Genomic DNA, 15,380 nt, shown 5'->3' with positions numbered 1-15,380 from the left:
ATGACGTCGTCGTGGGTGATGTGGGACGAGCGCTACGCCGCCTACGACTTCGGCCTGGGGCACCCGATGCACCCCAGCCGCCTCCTCCTCACCCACCGCCTGGCGCTGGACCTCGGGCTGCTGGGCCACGAGGACGTGCGGCTCGTGCCGGCCCGGCACGCCACGGACGACGAGCTGCTCACGGTGCACACCCGCGATCTCGTCGAGGTGGTGCGCGAGGCGTCCGCCGACCCGTCCGCCGCCCGGGGGCGGCAGGGGGTGGGCACCGAGGACACCCCCGCCTTCGACGGCATGCACGACGCCTCCACGCTGGCGGTGGGGGCGACGCTGGAGGCCTGCCGGGCGGTGTGGTCGGGCGAGACCGTGCGGGCGTGCAACATCGCCGGTGGGCTGCACCACGCCATGCCCCAGGCCGCCTCCGGGTTCTGCGTCTACAACGACATCGCCGTCGGGATCCAGCACCTGCTGGACTCCGGCGCCGAACGCGTCCTCTACCTCGACCTCGACGTCCACCACGGCGACGGCGTCGAGCGTTGCTTCTGGAACGACCCGAGGGTCATGACGGTGTCGATCCACGAGACGGGCCGGGCGTTGTTCCCCGGCACCGGCTTCCCGGGCGACACCGGCGGCCCCCGGGCCCCGGACACGGCGGTCAACATCGCCCTCCCCCCGGGCACCGGGGACGAGGGGTGGCTGCGGGCCTACCAGGCCGTGGTCCCCACCCTCGCCCGCGCCTTCGACCCGCAGATCGTCGTGAGCCAGCACGGGTGTGACTGCCACTACGCCGACCCGCTGGCCCACCTCGCCGTGTCGATGGAGGCGCTGGCGGTCGCCTACGGCTGGGTGCGGGACCTGGCCGACGACCTGACGGAGGGCCGCTGGGTCGCCCTCGGCGGCGGCGGGTACGAGCTGGTGGAGGTGGTCCCCCGCGCCTGGAGCCACCTCATCGGAGTGGTGACGGGCCGGCCGGTCGACCCCACCACCCCCGTCCCCGAGACCTGGCGGCGCCACGTCGAGGAGGTCTACGGCCAGGACGCCCCGCGGACCATGGGGGACCGGGGTGGCCGTGAGATCAGGGTGGGTCGGTGGGAGGGCGGTCACGACCTCGACGACCCGGTCGACCTGGCCGTCATGGCGACCCGGCGGGCCTGCTTCCCGGGCTGGGGACTGGACCCCTACCTCGACTGAGGGCCGGTCGCGCGGCGTGTCCGCACTCCAGCCCCATCGAGGCACATGGCGCCCACCTGCATCTTTGGTCACGCTCGGCGTGTCGCGCTGGACAAATTTGTCGTCACGACTTTCGCAACCTGCACTCCTGCCCCTAGTGTTAGCCCGACAACGGAGGCAGGCAGCATGCCGGAGGGGAAGCCGCGCGCGCTGCCTGCCCATATTTGAGAGACGGGATGCGTCCTATGGCAGATGAGCGCCAGCTCGCTGAGATGACGTTCATGACCGTGGCCGAGGTGGCTGCCGTCATGCGTGTGTCGAAGATGACCGTGTACCGGCTGGTGCACTCGGGTGAGTTGCCCGCGGTGCGCGTCGGTCGGTCCTTCCGGGTGCCCGAGAAGGCGGTGCACGCCTACCTGGAGGAGTCCTACCACGGCACCGCGTGACCCCGTCCGCGCCGGTCGCCACCGGGGTCCCGCCGGTCGGGCGGCCCCGACTTTTGGGGGCCCGGCGCCCCTCGCGCTACGCTGACGTGGCTGTGCAGCGCCGCCCGAGGTCCTCAGGGACCGGGCCGCTGGCTGCACCACCCGGACCGACGACGAGAAGGATGGCCCCATGGGCTCTGTGATCAAGAAGCGCCGCAAGCGGATGGCCAAGAAGAAGCACCGCAAGCTGCTGCGCAAGACGCGTCACCAGCGTCGCAACAAGAAGTAGGACGTCCGGCGACACCGCCGACGACCCGACCGAGGCGCCCCGTCCACCGGGGCGCCTCGTCGTCTCCGGAGGGAGGGCCCATGCGCCTGCCACGCCGAGCCCGGACGCCGCACGTCGAGATGCTGTCGCGCCCGGGGTGCCACCTGTGCGAGCAGATGCTCCAGGTGGTCTCGCAGCAGGTGCCCGAGGTGGTCGTCCGGGACATCGACGCGGAACGTCGGGCCGGGGTCATGGGCGAGCGCGAGCACGACGGCTGGACCACCCAGGTCCCCGTGCTGCTCGTCGACGGGGAGCCCGTCGCCCGCTGGGAGATCGACCCGGCCGACCTGCGGGCCGCCCTGTCCTCCGGGCGGCGTCGGTAGCGCTCCGCGGGAGCCCGGGGCCCGGCGCCGTTTTGGAGGAAGACGGGGTCCGAGCCTAGAGTTGATGGGGTCCGCGCCGATCGGTGCACGAGGGTCTGATATAAGCCCCCACCGGGTCGGCGCTGCCCATCCAGAGAGGAGCCGGTGCCGCCGTGATGGCTGAGTCGAACCGGCGAGGTGTGCCAGAGGCCACCGTCGGCAGACTCCCGGGCTACCTGCAGGCGCTGTCCACCCTGGCCGAGCAGGGGCGGGCCTCGATCTCCAGCGAGGAGCTGGCCGGCCTTGCGGGGGTGCGGTCGGCGCAGGTGCGCAAGGACCTCTCCCGCCTGGGGACCTACGGCGTGCGGGGTGTGGGGTATGACGTCGCCCGGCTCGCCGAGCAGATCTCGGCCGAGCTCGGGCTGAGCAGGGACTGGCCGGTGGTCATCGTGGGGATGGGCAACCTCGGGCGTGCGCTGGCGAGCTACGAGGGTCTGGCGACCCGGGGGTTCCACGTCGTCGCCCTGGCCGACAACGACCCCGCTGTCGTCGGGAGCCGCGTCGAGGGCATGACGGTGCAGGCGCTGGGGGACCTGCACCGCGACGGTCCGGTGGGGGTGGGCGTCATCACGACCCCGCCGCACGCCGCCCAGGAGGTCGCCGACGTCCTGGTCGGGCTGGGGGTGCACTCCCTGCTCACCTTCGCCCCGGGGGTCCTCGAGGTCCCCTCGGACGTGGACGTCCGCCGCGTGGACCTCGCCACCGAGCTGCAGATCCTGACCTTCCACCAGCACCAGCGTGCGGTGGCGGTCTCCGGGTCGGGCGTGGAGGAGGTCTCGTGAGTGCGCTCGTGGTGGGGCTGTCCCACCGTTCGGCCCCCATCTCGCTGCTCGAGCAGGTCGTCCTGGACGACGAGGCGTCGCACCGGCTCGCGGCTCGGCTCCGCGCCGGCGACCACGTCCACGAGGCGCTGGTCCTCTCGACCTGCAACCGGTTGGAGGTCGTCGTCGAGGCCGGCACCTTCCACGGGGCGCTCGAGGAGATCGGTGCGGCCCTGACCGAGGTCGGGGGCCTCACCCGGGACCAGCTGACCGAGCACCTCTTCGTCCATTACGACGACCGCGCGGTCGCCCACCTCTTCGAGCTGGCCTGCGGGCTGGACTCCATGGCCGTCGGTGAGAGCCAGGTGCTCGGCCAGCTCCGCCAGGCGCTCGCGCAGGCCCAGCGGCACGGGCACCTGGGGGCCTCGCTCAACCCCCTCGTCCAGCAGGCCCTGCGGGTCGGCAAGCGGGCGCACGCCGAGACCGGGATCGACGGGGTCTCCCGGTCCCTGGTCACCCTCGGTCTCGACCACGCCCGGACGGTGCTCGGCGACCTGGGTGCCGCGCGCGCCGTGGTCATCGGCGCCGGCGCGATGTCCGGACTGGCCGTCGCCACCCTCGTGCGGGAGGGCGTCGGCGACGTCGTCGTGGTCAACCGCACCCCGGCCCGCGCCGAGCGGCTGGCGGAGCAGCACGGCGTGCGCGCCCTGCCCTGGGCCGGCCTCGGTGCCGCGGTCGGGTCCGCCGACCTGGTGCTCACCTGCACCGGCGCCGTGGGTCACGTCCTCGACGAGCCCCACGTCGCCCGGGCCCGGAGCCACGCCGGCCGGACCGGTGCGCCGACCGTCCTGCTCGATCTCGCCCTCCCGCGTGACGTCGACCCGGCGGTGGCCCGCCTGCGCGGCGTCCACCTGTGGGGTCTGGCCGACCTCCAGCGCCCCGCGCAGGAGCGCACCGACCCCGGCACGGGGGAGCCCGGTGCCGTCGAGGCCGTCCGCGGCCTGGTGACCAGCGAGGTCGCCGGCTACCTCGCGGAGCGCCACGCGGCGCGGCTGGGGCCCACGCTGGCCGCCCTGCGCACCAGCGCCGCCCGGGTCGTCGACGCGGAGATGAGCCGGCTGGACCACCGGCTGCCCCACCTGCCGGACGACGAGCGTGCGGAGGTCAGGCAGACCGTCCAGCGGGTCGTCGACAAGCTCCTGCACACGCCGACCACCCGGGTCAAGCAGCTGCAGGCCGGCTACGACGAGGTCCCCGCCGACTACGCACACGCCCTGCGTGAGCTCTTCGACCTCGACAGCCGCGAGGTCGCGAGCGTGTCGACGCCGCCGCTCGGCGTGGTCGAGAGAGCCGCGGACCCCTCGGTGGACGGGGGCGGCGATGACTGACCCGGGCACGGGAACCACCACTCCGGCCTCCGCCACTCCTCCGCTGCGGCTCGGGACCCGCCGCAGCGCGCTCGCCACCAGCCAGTCCGGCTGGGTCGCGGACCGGCTGCGGGCGGCCGGGCGCGAGATCGAGCTGGTGCTCGTCACGACCGAGGGCGACACCTCGCGCCGCAGCCTCACCGAGATCGGCGGCACGGGTGTCTTCGCCTCCGCCCTGCGCGGAGCGCTGCTCGACGGGCGCATCGACCTGGCCGTCCACTCCCTCAAGGACCTGCCCACCGCAGCGGCCGACGGCCTGGTGGTCGCGGCGGTCCCCGAGCGGGAGGACCCGCACGACGTCCTGGTCGCCCGCGACGGTCTCGCCCTCAGGGACCTGCCCGCCGGCGCGGTGGTCGGCACCGGGTCACCGCGACGAGCCGCCCAGCTGGGGCTGCTGCGCCCTGACCTGGAGATCCGCGACATCCGCGGCAACGTCGACTCCCGCATCCGGATGGTCCGTGACCAGGTGCTGGACGCCGTCGTCCTGGCCCGGGCCGGACTGGCCCGGCTGGGCCGGCTCGACGAGGCCACCGAGGTGCTCGACACCGAGGACATGGTGCCGGCCGCCGGCCAGGGGGCCCTGGCCGTCGAGTGCCGGGCCGACGACACCGGGCTCGCGGCCGAGCTGGCCGAGATCCTCGACCACCCGGCCACCCGGGCCCAGGTCAGCGCCGAGCGCGCTGCGCTCGCCGCGCTCGAGGCGGGGTGCACCGCCCCCGTGGGCGCCCTGGCCGAGCCGGGCCCGTCGGGCGAGCACCACCCCGCCGACGGTCCGCCGTCCGCCACCCTCATCCTGCACGCCTTCGCCGCCCTGGACACCGGGGCCCAGCGACGCGTGACATCCGGCGCGGTCGACGCGCCGGAGGAGCTGGGCCGTGCCATGGCCGCGCTCCTGCTGAACCGTCCCGACCCGACCGGCCTCGTCGCTGCCGGGTCACACACCCCGGAGTCCGACCTGTGAGCACCGACGCCGCCCCCGTCCACCTGACCCACGCCCCGCTGCCCACGAGCGCCGCCGCCCGCGTCGCCTTCGTCGGTGCCGGTCCCGGTGACCCGGGGCTGCTCACCGTGCGGGCGCGGGACTACCTCGCGGTCGCCGACGTCGTCGTCGTCGACGCGGCCCACCAGGAGCAGGACGTGCGCTCCTGGGTGGGGGAGCACACCGAGATCGTCCGCACCGTCCGTGGTGAGGAGGGCCCGGCCCTGACCCCCGCCGCCCGGTCCAAGCTGCTCGTGCGGACCGCCCGCGGCTTCGACGACGCCACCCACCTGGTGGTCCGGCTGCTCGCCGACGACGTCTCCGGCGGGTCGCTGGTGGAGGAGGCCCGCGCGTGCCACGACGCCGGGGTCGCCTTCGAGATCGTCCCGGGGGTGAGCGCCGCCTGGGCGGTGCCGGCCTACGCCGGCGTGCTGCCCGACGGCCAGCGCGGTCAGGTCCACGTCGTCGACGCGGCCGACACCGGGGTCGACTGGTCGCACTCGGTCGCCGAGGAGGTGACGGTCGTCGTGCGCGGCGCCCAGGGGCGCCTGCAGCGCGCCCTGCAGCAGCTGCTGCAGGCGGGTCGTCCCGGGGACAGCCCCACCGCCCTCACCGAGCACGGCACCACCACCACCCAGCAGACCCGGGTGACGACCCTGCAGGAGGCGCTGGAGGAGGCCGCAGAGCTGGGCGAGGACACGGTCGCCGTCGTCGGCCACCCGGTGGAGCTCCAGGCCGAGCTGTCCTGGTGGGAGTCCAAGCCGCTGTTCGGCTGGTCCATCCTCGTGCCGCGGACCAAGGAGCAGTCCGGGCCGATGGCCGACCGGATCGCCGGCTACGGGGCCAGCGCCTCGGTCGTCCCCACCATCAGCGTGGAGCCGCCACGGACCCCGCAGCAGATGGACCGCGCGGTCAAGGGCCTGGTGACCGGCCGCTACGAGTGGATCGGCTTCACCTCCGTCAACGCCGTGCGGGCGGTCCGTGAGAAGTTCGAGGCGCTCGGGCTCGACGCGCGGGCCTTCGCCGGCCTCAAGCTCGCGGCCGTGGGCGGGGTCACCGCCCAGGCGCTGCGCGAGTGGGGCCTGGAGCCCGACCTCGTCCCGGACGGCGAGCAGTCGGCCCAGGGCCTGCTGGAGTCCTGGCCCCCCTTCGACGACGTGCTTGACCCGATCAACCGGGTCTTCCTGCCGCGCGCGGACATCGCGACCGACACCCTCGTGGCGGGGCTGGAGGCCATGGGCTGGGAGGTCGACGACGTGACCGCCTACCGCACCGTCCGCGCCGCGCCGCCCGCCGCCTCGGTCCGTGAGGCGATCAAGGGCGGAGCCTTCGACGCCGTCTGCTTCACCTCTTCCTCGACCGTCCGCAATCTCGTGGGGATCGCCGGCAAGCCGCATCCCCACACCGTGGTCGCGTGCATCGGGCCGGCCACCGCGAGGGCGGCCGAGGAGCACGGCCTGCGGGTCGACGTCGTGGCCCCCGAGCCCAGCTCGACCAGCCTGGTCGACGCGCTCGCGGAGCACACCCGGGAGCTGATGGCCCAGGCCCACGCCCAGGGCGAGGAGTTCGTGCGCCCGAGCCGCCGCAAGCCGGCGCCGCGGCGTGCGCGGTCGCGCCGGTGACGGCATACACCCGACCGCACGAGCGCCCGCGGCGGCTGCGCGCGACCCCGGCCCTGCGCCGGCTGGTCGCGCAGACCCGTCTGCACCCCGCCGACCTGGTGCTGCCGGTCTTCGTCCGGGACGGCATCAGCGAGCCGCAGCCGATCCGCTCCATGCCGGGCGTGGTCCAGCACACGCCGACCAGCCTCGTGCGTGCCGCGCGGGAGGCCCGTGACGCCGGGGTGGGCGGCCTCATGGTCTTCGGGGTGCCGCGCCCTGAGGACAAGGACGCCACGGGTCGGGCCGGGCTGCGCGAGGACGGGGTGCTCAACGCCGCGCTGCGCACCCTGCGCGAGGAGCTGGGCGACACCACGGTGCTCATGAGCGACCTGTGCCTGGACGAGTTCACCGACCACGGCCACTGCGGCGTCCTCGACGACGCCGGAGGGGTCGACAACGACGCCACGCTCGAGGTGTATGCCGAGATGGCCCTCGCGCAGGCCCGCGCGGGTGCGCACGTCGTCGGCCCCAGCGGGATGATGGACGGTCAGGTCCAGGTGGTCCGGGAGGCCCTCGACGGCGCCGGCCGCACGGACGTCGCGGTGCTCGCCTACACCGCGAAGTACGCCAGCGCCTGCTACGGCCCGTTCCGCGAGGCCGTCGCCTCCACGCTGACCGGCGACCGCGCGAGCTACCAGCAGGACCCGGCCAACCGGGACGAGAGCCTGCGCGAGCTGCGCCTGGACCTCGAGCAGGGGGCCGACATGGTCATGGTCAAGCCGGCCCTGCCCTACCTCGACGTGCTGTCCGACGTGGCCGCGGCCGCGGACGTGCCGGTCGCGGCCTACCAGGTGAGCGGCGAGTACGCCATGATCGAGGCGGCGGCGTCCCAGGGACTGCTGGACAGGGACCGTATGGTGGTGGAGACGCTGACGTCGATCCGCCGGGCAGGGGCTCAGGTGGTGCTGACCTACTACGCGACAGAGGCGGCGCGACTCCTAGGAGGATGACGGGGCATGGTGCGCTGGCTGGACGACGAGGAGCAGCGGGCCTGGCGCTCGATCCTGCGCGGCTCGCACCTCGTGCGACTCCTCATGGAGGAGGCGCTGGACGAGCTGGGGGTCTCCCTCGGTGAGTACGAGCTGATGAGCATGGTCTCGGAGGCGCCGGGGGGCCGGATGCGGATGGCCGAGCTGGCCCACCTGGTGGTGCAGTCGCGCAGCCGGGTGAGCCACACCGCCAACCGGCTCGAGAAGCGCGGCTGGGTGGAGCGGGTGCGCGCCCCCCAGGATCGCCGCGGCGTCGTGCTGGTGCTCACCGAGACCGGGCAGGCGCAGCTGCGCAAGCTCGCGCCGGTGCACGTGCAGAGCGTGCGCTCGGCGCTGCTGGACCACCTCACCCGCGAGGAGCTCATCGCCCATGGCGACCTCATGCGGCGGGTGGTGCTGGCGATCCGGCACGGCGAGGACGAGGCGCTCGACGCCGTCTGAGGCGCCCGCCGGGCCGACGCGCCGCGGTCCACTCGTAGGCTGGTCGACATGACCGCCGAACCCGTGACTCACCCGGACACCGCCCCGGCCTCCGACGCCCTCCTCGCCCGCGCGCAGTCCGTCATCCCCGGCGGCGTCAACTCGCCGGTGCGTGCCTTCCGCTCGGTCGGTGGCACGCCGAGGTTCATGGAGCGGGCGCAGGGCCCCTGGCTGTGGGACGCCGACGGGCGCCGCTACCTCGACCTCGTCTGCTCGTGGGGCCCGATGATCCTCGGCCACGCGCACCCGGAGGTCCGCGCCGCGGTGACCGAGGCCGCCGCGCAGGGCTTCTCCTTCGGTATGCCCACCGCCCGGGAGGTCGCCCTCGCCGAGGAGATCGTGGCCCGGGTGGAGCCGGTCGAGCAGGTGCGTCTGGTCAGCTCGGGCACCGAGGCCACCATGAGCGCCATCCGGCTGGCCCGGGGTTTCACCGACCGGTCGGTCGTGGTGAAGTTCGCCGGCTGCTACCACGGGCACGTCGACGCGCTGCTCGCCTCGGCCGGGTCCGGGGTGGCGACCTTCGGGCTGCCGGACAGCCCGGGTGTCCCGGCCAGCGCGGCCGGCGAGACGGTGGTCCTGCCCTACAACGACGTCCCCGCGCTCGAGGCCGCCTTCGCCGAACGGGGGTCGGAGATCGCCGCGGTCATCACCGAGGCCGCCGCGGGCAACATGGGGGTGGTGCCGCCGGCGCCCGGTTTCACCGACGCGCTGCGGCGGCTCACCCGCGAGCACGGCGCCCTGCTCGTCAGCGACGAGGTCATGACCGGCTTCCGCTGCTCGGCCTCGGGCTGGCTCGGGCTGGAGGGCGTGCCCGAGGGTGGGGCTCCCGACCTGTTCACCTTCGGCAAGGTCATGGGCGGCGGCTTCCCCGCGGCGGCCTTCGGGGGCCGGGCCGACGTCATGGCCCGGCTCGCCCCGGACGGCCCCGTCTACCAGGCCGGGACGCTGTCGGGGAACCCGGTCGCCTCGGCCGCCGGTCTCGCCACCCTGCAGCGGTGCACGGACGAGGTCTACCAGCGTCTCGACGAGGTGAGCGAGGCGCTCGCCGGCGCCGTCACCGACGCCTTCACGCGCCACGGCATACCCCACCGCATCCAGTGGGCGGGCTCGATGTTCAGCGTGTTCTTCCGGGAGGGCCAGGTCACCGGCTACGAGCAGGCCAAGGACCAGGACACCGCGCTCTTCGGCCGCTTCTTCCACGCCATGCTGCGCCGGGGGGTGCACCTGCCGCCGAGCTGTTTCGAGTCGTGGTTCGTCTCCGCCGCGCACGACGACGAGGCGGTCGAGCACGCGGTGCGGGCGATCGGGCAGAGCGCCGCCGAGATCGCCTGAGGGCCGTCCCAGCGCCCGCCCAGCGAGCCGTGGGAGAATGTGCGTATGTCTGGAGCCGACGGTCTGCCCCCCAGCGAGGGCACCCCACGGACCCTCCACGACGGCACTCCCGTCACCCTCGTGCACGTCGTGCGGCACGGCGAGGTGCACAACCCCGAGCGCATCCTCTACGGTCGGCTGCCCGGCTACCACCTCTCCGACCTCGGTCGACGGATGGCGCACGCCACCGCGGAGCACCTGGCCGACCGGGACGTCCGACGGGTCGTGAGCTCCCCGCTCGAGCGGGCCCGGGAGACGGCCGAGCCGATCGCGGGCGTCCACGGCGTGGAGGTCGACGTCGACGAGCGCTTCGTGGAGAGCGGCAACGCCTTCGAGGGCGAGCGGGTGGACCGGCGCATGCTGGCCGACCCCCGGCACTGGCCGCTCTACGTCAACCCCTTCCGCCCCTCCTGGGGCGAGCCCTACGCCGAGATCGCCACCCGGATGCGGGCCGGGCTGGACGCCCTGCGCCATCAGGTCAAGGGCCACGAGGGCGTCGTGGTCAGCCACCAGCTGCCGATCTGGACGCTGCGCCGCGCCGTGCAGGGGGAGCGGCTGTGGCACCACCCGCGGCGGCGCCGGTGCAGCCTGGCCTCGGTGACCACCATCCTCTTCCACGGCCCGCTGCCCGTCCGGGTCATGTATGCCGAGCCGGCCGGTCACCTGCTCGACGCCGCGGTGGACGTGACCGGCGAGGCCGGCGAGGTGACGAGGTGAGCGCCGCGTCGGCGGGCCGCGGTCCGCGACTGGCCAGCGGTCCGCGGCGGACTCGCGGTCCGCGGCGGACGCGGGCCCTCCTGGTCCCCGCCCTCGCCGCGGTGGCTGCCCTCGCCGGCTGCTCCGGGGAGGACGGCACGAGCATCAACGAGCAGATGCGGCAGGGCGACCAGAAGGGCTACGTCGCCGGCGACGGCACCATCCAGCAGGTCGCCGTCGGCGAGCGCGACCAGGAGGTGGTGCTCGAGGGCACCACCCTGGAGGACGAGCCCTGGAGCAGCGCCGATCACACCGGCGAGGTGGTCGTGGTCAACGTCTGGGGCTCCTGGTGCGGGCCCTGCGTCGCGGAGGTCCCGGACCTCGTCGAGGTCGAGACCGCGCTGCGCGAGGCGGGGGAGCCGGTGACCTTCATCGGCCTCAACTCGCGCGACACCATCCCGAACGCGCTGGCCTTCGAGAAGAGGTACGACGTCCCCTACCCGTCCCTGCAGGACGACGGCGGTCGGACCCGTGCCCAGCTCGGGAGCCTGGCGGTGGCCACCCCGACCACCCTGGTGGTCGACGGCGAGGGGCGGCTCGCGGCCCGGGTCAGCGGCGAGGTCGACGCCACCACGTTGCGCAGCCTGGTCGAGGACGTCCTGGCCGACGGCACCGTAGAGGCGGGCGGGGAGGGGGCGGCCGGGTGAGCGACCTCGTCCTCACCGGGCCGCTGCTGCTGGCCGTGGGTGTGGCCGCGCTCGCGGGCGTGGTCTCCTTCGCCTCGCCCTGCGTGCTCCCGCTCGTGCCCGGCTTCCTCGGCTACCTCGGGGGTATGACGCCCGGTCGCCCGGGCGAGGACGCGTCGGCGGCCGGCGCCGCCGGGCCGGCGCGGGGCCGGCTGGTGCTCGGCGCGCTGCTCTTCGTCCTGGGCTTCACCGCGGTCTTCCTCCTGATGAGCGTGGCGATCTCCGGGCTGGGGCTGGCGCTCGTGCAGCACCAGGGCCTGCTGCTGCGCGTGGCCGGGGCGGTCGTGCTGGTCCTCGGCCTCGTGATGATCGTGCAGCCCGGCGCCTCCTGGCAGCTGCGGTGGCGACCCGCGGCCGGCCTGGCCGGGGCGCCCCTGCTCGGCGTGGCCTTCGGGCTGGGCTTCACCGCCTGCACCGGCCCGGCGCTCGCGGCGATCCAGACCCTCGGCACCTCGATCGTCCCGGGGGAGGACCAGGTGGGCCGCGCGGTGGTGCTGGGCACGGCATACAGCCTGGGTCTGGGCCTGCCCTTCCTCCTCGTGGCGGCGGGGGTCGGCTGGGTGAGCCGGGCCTCCCGGTGGCTGCGCGACCACTACCTGGTGATCCAGCGCGTGGGCGGCGGCCTGCTCGTCGTGCTGGGGCTGCTCATGCTGAGCGGGGTGTGGGCGGGCCTGACCGCGTGGGTGCAGGCACAGCTGGTCAGCGGCTTCGAGACGGTGCTCTGATGGCCACCGACCAGCAGGACCGGCAGCGGATCGAGGCGAGCTACCCCAAGGACCGCACCACCCTCGGCGGCCCGCGGCTGGGCCCGGTGGGCTGGGCGCGCTGGGCCTGGCGCCAGCTCACCAGCATGCGCACGGCGCTGGCCCTCCTGCTGCTGCTGGCGGTCGCGGCCGTGCCCGGGTCGATCTTCCCCCAGCGCGGGGTCGACCCGGTCCGGGTGCGGCAGTACTTCGAGGACGACCCCGGCCTGGCCCGCTGGCTGGACCGGCTCGGGATGTTCGAGGTCTACTCCTCGCCCTGGTTCGCCTCGATCTACCTGCTGCTCATGGTCAGCCTCGTCGGGTGCGTGCTGCCGCGGATGCGCCAGCACCTGCGGGCGGTGCGGGCGCAGCCGCCCCGCAGCCCCGCGCGGCTCGGACGGCTCCCGGTGCACCGCCACCTCGTGCTGGACGCGGCGCCGGACGACGTGGTCGCGGCGGCCCGGTCCCGGCTCGCCGCGCGGCGCTTCCGGCTGCGCGAGGAGGAGGACGGCGCCCTCGTCGTGGCTGCCGAGAAGGGCTTCGCCAAGGAGACCGGCAACCTGCTCTTCCACCTGGCCCTGCTCGGCATCATCGTCGCCGTCGCGGTCGGCCACCTCTTCGGCTGGCGCGGCGAGATCATCATCAAGGAGGGCGAGTCCTGGACCTCGGGGGCCGGCACCTTCGACACCCTCAGCCTCGGCCCGCTCGTCGACGAGTCCGACATCCCCGCCTTCACCGTCCGACTGGACGACCTCGACGTGCAGTTCGAGGCGCAGGCCGAGGGCGCGCAGTTCGGCCAGCCGCGCGTCTTCCAGGGGGTGGCCACCATCGAGGCCGACGGGTCCGAGCGTCAGGTCGGCTTCGGGGTCAACGACCCGTTGTCTGTCGACCGCACCTCGATGTTCCTCCTCGGCAACGGCTACGCCCCGGTCGTCACCGTCCGGGACGAGGCCGGGGAGATCCTCTTCTCCGACGCCGTGACCTTCCTGCCGCAGGACAACACCTACGGCTCGGACGGCGTCATCAAGGTGCCCGGCGCCGACCCGGGGCTGGGCTTCGCCGGCGGTTTCCTGCCGACCCTGGACATCAGCGAGGCCGGGATGACCTCGTCCTTCCCGGGTCTGGTCGACCCGGCCCTGGTGCTCACCGCCTACGAGGGCGAGCTCTTCCCGGAGGGCCGCTCGCAGTCGGTCTTCTCGCTGCCCACTGAGTCCCTGGACCAGGTGATGCAGGACGACGGGCAGCCCAGCCGGATGCTGCTGCGCCCGGGCGACGTTCTGGAGGTCCCGGGCGACCGGGGCACCATCGAGATGGAGACGGTCATCCGCTGGGGCGGCATGCTCGTGCGGCACGACCCGGGCCGGCTGCCGGCCCTGCTCTTCGCGGGCACGGCCCTCGTCGGGCTGGTGCTCATGCTCGGTGTCCGGAGGCGCCGGGTCTTCGTCCGCGTCCACCCGGGTGCGGGCGATCCGGCCGACCCGGGCTCGCGGCATACTGGACTGAGCGTCGCCGCCCTGCCCAAGGGCACCGACCCCGGCCTGGACAACCTGGTCGACGAGCTCGTCGAGCAGATCGTCGGGGCGAGCGGCGGCCGGGTCCTCGAACCCGACCGGGCGACCGGTGACGCCGCGGACGCGGCGCGGGACGACGCGCGAGACAAGGATGAGGTATGACGAACGCTTCCCTGGCCCAGGCCAGCGACCTCGCGATCTGGGCCGCCATCGTGGTGCTGGCCCTGGCCATGGTCGCCTTCTCGGTGCACCTCGCGGTCACCGGTTCGAGGCGCACCCGTCGCGCCGACCGCACGGCGCGGGAGGAGGTCCCGGTGGCGGCCGGGGCCGGGGGCGCGGCGCCGCCGACCTCCGTCGGTCCCGGGCCGGGCCCGGTCCTCGCGTCGGCAGCCGACGCTCCCGCGCCCACCCGCCGCTGGGGCGTGGTCGGCCTGCAGCTCACCTGGCTGGCGACCTTCCTCGTCGTGGCCGGGACGGTGCTGCGCGGGCTGTCGGTGACCCGCGCCCCGTTGGGCAACATGTACGAGTTCGCGCTGTTCACGGCCTCCTTCGCGCTGGTGGTCTACTCCGCGTGGAGCCTGCGCAGGGACCGGCTGTGGCTGGGTGCCTTCGTCGTGGTGCCGGTGCTGCTCATCCTCGGGGCCGCCAAGCTGTGGTGGTACACCGAGGCCTCCCAGCTCATGCCGGCCCTGGACAACATCTGGCTGGTCATCCACGTCACCGTCGCCACCCTCTCCATCGCGCTGTTCCTGCTGGGCGCGGCGGTCGCGACGGCCTACCTGCTCCGCGACAGCGCCCAGCGCAAGGGGGAGGTGCGGGGCTGGCTGGCCGCGCTGCCGGAGGCGGTGAAGCTCGAGCGGATCACCTACGGCGTGCACATCGTGGCCTTCCCGCTGTGGACCTTCGCGGTGATGTCGGGCGCCGTGTGGGCCGAGCAGGCCTGGGGCCGCTACTGGGGCTGGGACCCCAAGGAGACCTGGAGCTTCGTCATCTGGGTGGTGTATGCCGCCTACCTGCACGCCCGCGCGACGTCCGGGTGGACCACGCGTCGGGCGACCTGGGTCGCCATCGCCGGGTTCGCCTGCATCGTCGTCAACTACACCGTGGTCAACCTGCTCATGACCGGGCTGCACTCCTACTCGGGGGTCGCGAATTGATCGTCGCCCGCTACACCGCCATGCGGCTGCTCGTCTTCATCGGCTTCTTCGCCCTGGGGCGGCTGCTCACCCTGAACGTGCTGTGGGCGGCCGTGCTGGCGGCGGTGGCTTCCATGGTCGTCTCTTACTTCCTCCTCGCGCCGGACCGCGAGCGGCTCGCGGCCGGCCTCGAACGGCGCGTCGAGGACCGCATGGAGCGCCGTCGGGCCCAGCTCGAGGACGAGCGGGTCGACGAGGAGGACTGAGCCCGGGGGCAGGGAGAGCGAGGCTGGTCAGGCGGTCGGGTGGGCTGGCCGTGCGCGGTGGTGGCCCTCTGAGGGCCATGACCGCACACGAAGGGGCTTGCGAAGGCCCTGCGGCACAGGAAGGACCCCGCCGGGGACCCTAGCGGTCGGGTGGGCTGGCTTGTGCGCGGTGGTGGCCCCCCAGCGGCCATGACCGCACACGAAGGGGCTTGGCGAGGCTGGTCAGGCGGTCGGGTGGGCTGGCCGTGCGCGGTGGTGGCCCCCCAGCGGCCATGACTGCACACGAAGGGGCTTGGCGAGGCTGGTCAGGCGGTCGCTGGGTTGGCTGTGCG

The 15,380-nt window shown here is 74.2% G+C and carries 17 protein-coding genes; all 17 read left to right on the top strand.

All coding sequences use genetic code 11. From position 1 onward, the window contains the following. The 17 genes from Q0795_RS14885 to Q0795_RS14805 all read left to right on the top strand — a co-directional run bounded on the left by Q0795_RS14885 (position 1) and on the right by Q0795_RS14805 (position 15,048). Entirely contained in the window at positions 1–1,188 is a 1,188-nt protein-coding gene (locus Q0795_RS14885) for an acetoin utilization protein AcuC (RefSeq protein ID WP_298890924.1), read from the top strand. Positions 1,189–1,412: 224 nt separating this feature from the next. Next, positions 1,413–1,613 carry a helix-turn-helix domain-containing protein gene (locus Q0795_RS14880; protein ID WP_058892081.1) on the top strand — a complete coding sequence of 67 codons (201 nt, stop codon included), beginning with the start codon at positions 1,413–1,415 and terminating at the stop codon, positions 1,611–1,613. Between the two features lie 169 nt (positions 1,614–1,782). Further along, entirely contained in the window at positions 1,783–1,881 is a 99-nt protein-coding gene (locus tag Q0795_RS14875; RefSeq protein WP_003792170.1) for an AURKAIP1/COX24 domain-containing protein, read from the top strand. Positions 1,882–1,961: 80 nt separating this feature from the next. Further along, complete coding sequence (locus Q0795_RS14870; RefSeq protein ID WP_298890923.1) at positions 1,962–2,243, top strand: glutaredoxin family protein; 282 nt, start codon at positions 1,962–1,964, stop codon at positions 2,241–2,243. A gap of 155 nt (positions 2,244–2,398) precedes the next feature. Further along, the gene (locus tag Q0795_RS14865; protein ID WP_298890921.1) at positions 2,399–3,064 is read left to right on the top strand and encodes a redox-sensing transcriptional repressor Rex; all 666 of its coding nucleotides are present in this window, start codon (positions 2,399–2,401) and stop codon (positions 3,062–3,064) included. Beyond that, entirely contained in the window at positions 3,061–4,431 is a 1,371-nt protein-coding gene (locus tag Q0795_RS14860) for a glutamyl-tRNA reductase (protein WP_298890920.1), read from the top strand. Before Q0795_RS14865 ends, Q0795_RS14860 begins: the two co-directional genes overlap by 4 nt. Then, positions 4,424–5,431: a hydroxymethylbilane synthase gene (gene hemC / locus Q0795_RS14855; RefSeq protein ID WP_298890919.1), complete on the top strand. Its 1,008-nt coding sequence runs from the start codon at positions 4,424–4,426 to the stop codon at positions 5,429–5,431. The genes Q0795_RS14860 and hemC overlap by 8 nt, the downstream gene beginning before the upstream one ends. Then, entirely contained in the window at positions 5,428–7,071 is a 1,644-nt protein-coding gene (locus Q0795_RS14850) for a uroporphyrinogen-III synthase (RefSeq protein ID WP_298890917.1), read from the top strand. Before hemC ends, Q0795_RS14850 begins: the two co-directional genes overlap by 4 nt. Continuing rightward, entirely contained in the window at positions 7,068–8,060 is a 993-nt protein-coding gene (gene hemB, locus Q0795_RS14845) for a porphobilinogen synthase (RefSeq protein WP_298890915.1), read from the top strand. The genes Q0795_RS14850 and hemB overlap by 4 nt, the downstream gene beginning before the upstream one ends. 6 nt (positions 8,061–8,066) lie before the next feature. Continuing rightward, a complete protein-coding gene (locus Q0795_RS14840; protein WP_298890913.1) occupies positions 8,067–8,540 on the top strand; it encodes a MarR family transcriptional regulator in 474 nt (157 codons plus the stop codon). 48 nt (positions 8,541–8,588) lie between these two features. Further along, entirely contained in the window at positions 8,589–9,911 is a 1,323-nt protein-coding gene (gene hemL / locus Q0795_RS14835) for a glutamate-1-semialdehyde 2,1-aminomutase (RefSeq protein ID WP_298890911.1), read from the top strand. Positions 9,912–9,956: 45 nt separating this feature from the next. Beyond that, positions 9,957–10,667 carry a histidine phosphatase family protein gene (locus Q0795_RS14830; protein WP_298890909.1) on the top strand — a complete coding sequence of 237 codons (711 nt, stop codon included), beginning with the start codon at positions 9,957–9,959 and terminating at the stop codon, positions 10,665–10,667. After that, positions 10,664–11,353, top strand: coding sequence for a TlpA disulfide reductase family protein (locus Q0795_RS14825; protein WP_298890907.1), 690 nt, complete (start codon positions 10,664–10,666; stop codon positions 11,351–11,353). Before Q0795_RS14830 ends, Q0795_RS14825 begins: the two co-directional genes overlap by 4 nt. Continuing rightward, positions 11,350–12,117 (top strand): cytochrome c biogenesis protein CcdA, encoded by a 768-nt coding sequence (locus tag Q0795_RS14820; protein ID WP_298890905.1) that lies wholly within the window; start codon positions 11,350–11,352, stop codon positions 12,115–12,117. The genes Q0795_RS14825 and Q0795_RS14820 overlap by 4 nt, the downstream gene beginning before the upstream one ends. Then, positions 12,117–13,808, top strand: a complete 1,692-nt coding sequence (locus Q0795_RS14815) for a cytochrome c biogenesis protein ResB (protein ID WP_298890903.1) — start codon at positions 12,117–12,119, stop codon at positions 13,806–13,808. The genes Q0795_RS14820 and Q0795_RS14815 overlap by 1 nt, the downstream gene beginning before the upstream one ends. After that, positions 13,805–14,803 (top strand): c-type cytochrome biogenesis protein CcsB, encoded by a 999-nt coding sequence (ccsB, locus tag Q0795_RS14810; protein WP_298890901.1) that lies wholly within the window; start codon positions 13,805–13,807, stop codon positions 14,801–14,803. Before Q0795_RS14815 ends, ccsB begins: the two co-directional genes overlap by 4 nt. Then, entirely contained in the window at positions 14,800–15,048 is a 249-nt protein-coding gene (locus tag Q0795_RS14805; RefSeq protein WP_058892071.1) for a DUF4229 domain-containing protein, read from the top strand. Before ccsB ends, Q0795_RS14805 begins: the two co-directional genes overlap by 4 nt. The last annotated feature ends 332 nt before the right edge of the window (positions 15,049–15,380 follow it).

This window comes from uncultured Serinicoccus sp. (genome assembly GCF_947487915.1).
GTDB lineage: Bacteria > Actinomycetota > Actinomycetes > Actinomycetales > Dermatophilaceae > Ornithinicoccus.
The sequence above is the reverse complement of the archived record's forward strand: the minus strand, read 5'-3'. Positions and strand labels throughout refer to the sequence as shown.

Excerpts from the sequence above, each read along its gene's own strand:
- Q0795_RS14875 (WP_003792170.1), top strand. The coding sequence starts at position 1,783 with ATGGGCTCTGTGATCAAGAAGCGCCGCAAGCGGATGGCCAAGAAGAAG.
- Q0795_RS14880 (WP_058892081.1), top strand. The coding sequence starts at position 1,413 with ATGGCAGATGAGCGCCAGCTCGCTGAGATGACGTTCATGACCGTGGCC.
- Q0795_RS14840 (WP_298890913.1), top strand. The coding sequence starts at position 8,067 with ATGGTGCGCTGGCTGGACGACGAGGAGCAGCGGGCCTGGCGCTCGATC.
- Q0795_RS14830 (WP_298890909.1), top strand. The coding sequence starts at position 9,957 with ATGTCTGGAGCCGACGGTCTGCCCCCCAGCGAGGGCACCCCACGGACC.
- hemC (WP_298890919.1), top strand. The coding sequence starts at position 4,424 with ATGACTGACCCGGGCACGGGAACCACCACTCCGGCCTCCGCCACTCCT.
- Q0795_RS14865 (WP_298890921.1), top strand. The coding sequence starts at position 2,399 with ATGGCTGAGTCGAACCGGCGAGGTGTGCCAGAGGCCACCGTCGGCAGA.
- ccsB (WP_298890901.1), top strand. The coding sequence starts at position 13,805 with ATGACGAACGCTTCCCTGGCCCAGGCCAGCGACCTCGCGATCTGGGCC.
- Q0795_RS14870 (WP_298890923.1), top strand. The coding sequence starts at position 1,962 with ATGCGCCTGCCACGCCGAGCCCGGACGCCGCACGTCGAGATGCTGTCG.
- Q0795_RS14885 (WP_298890924.1), top strand. The coding sequence starts at position 1 with ATGACGTCGTCGTGGGTGATGTGGGACGAGCGCTACGCCGCCTACGAC.
- hemL (WP_298890911.1), top strand. The coding sequence starts at position 8,589 with ATGACCGCCGAACCCGTGACTCACCCGGACACCGCCCCGGCCTCCGAC.
- Q0795_RS14815 (WP_298890903.1), top strand. The coding sequence starts at position 12,117 with ATGGCCACCGACCAGCAGGACCGGCAGCGGATCGAGGCGAGCTACCCC.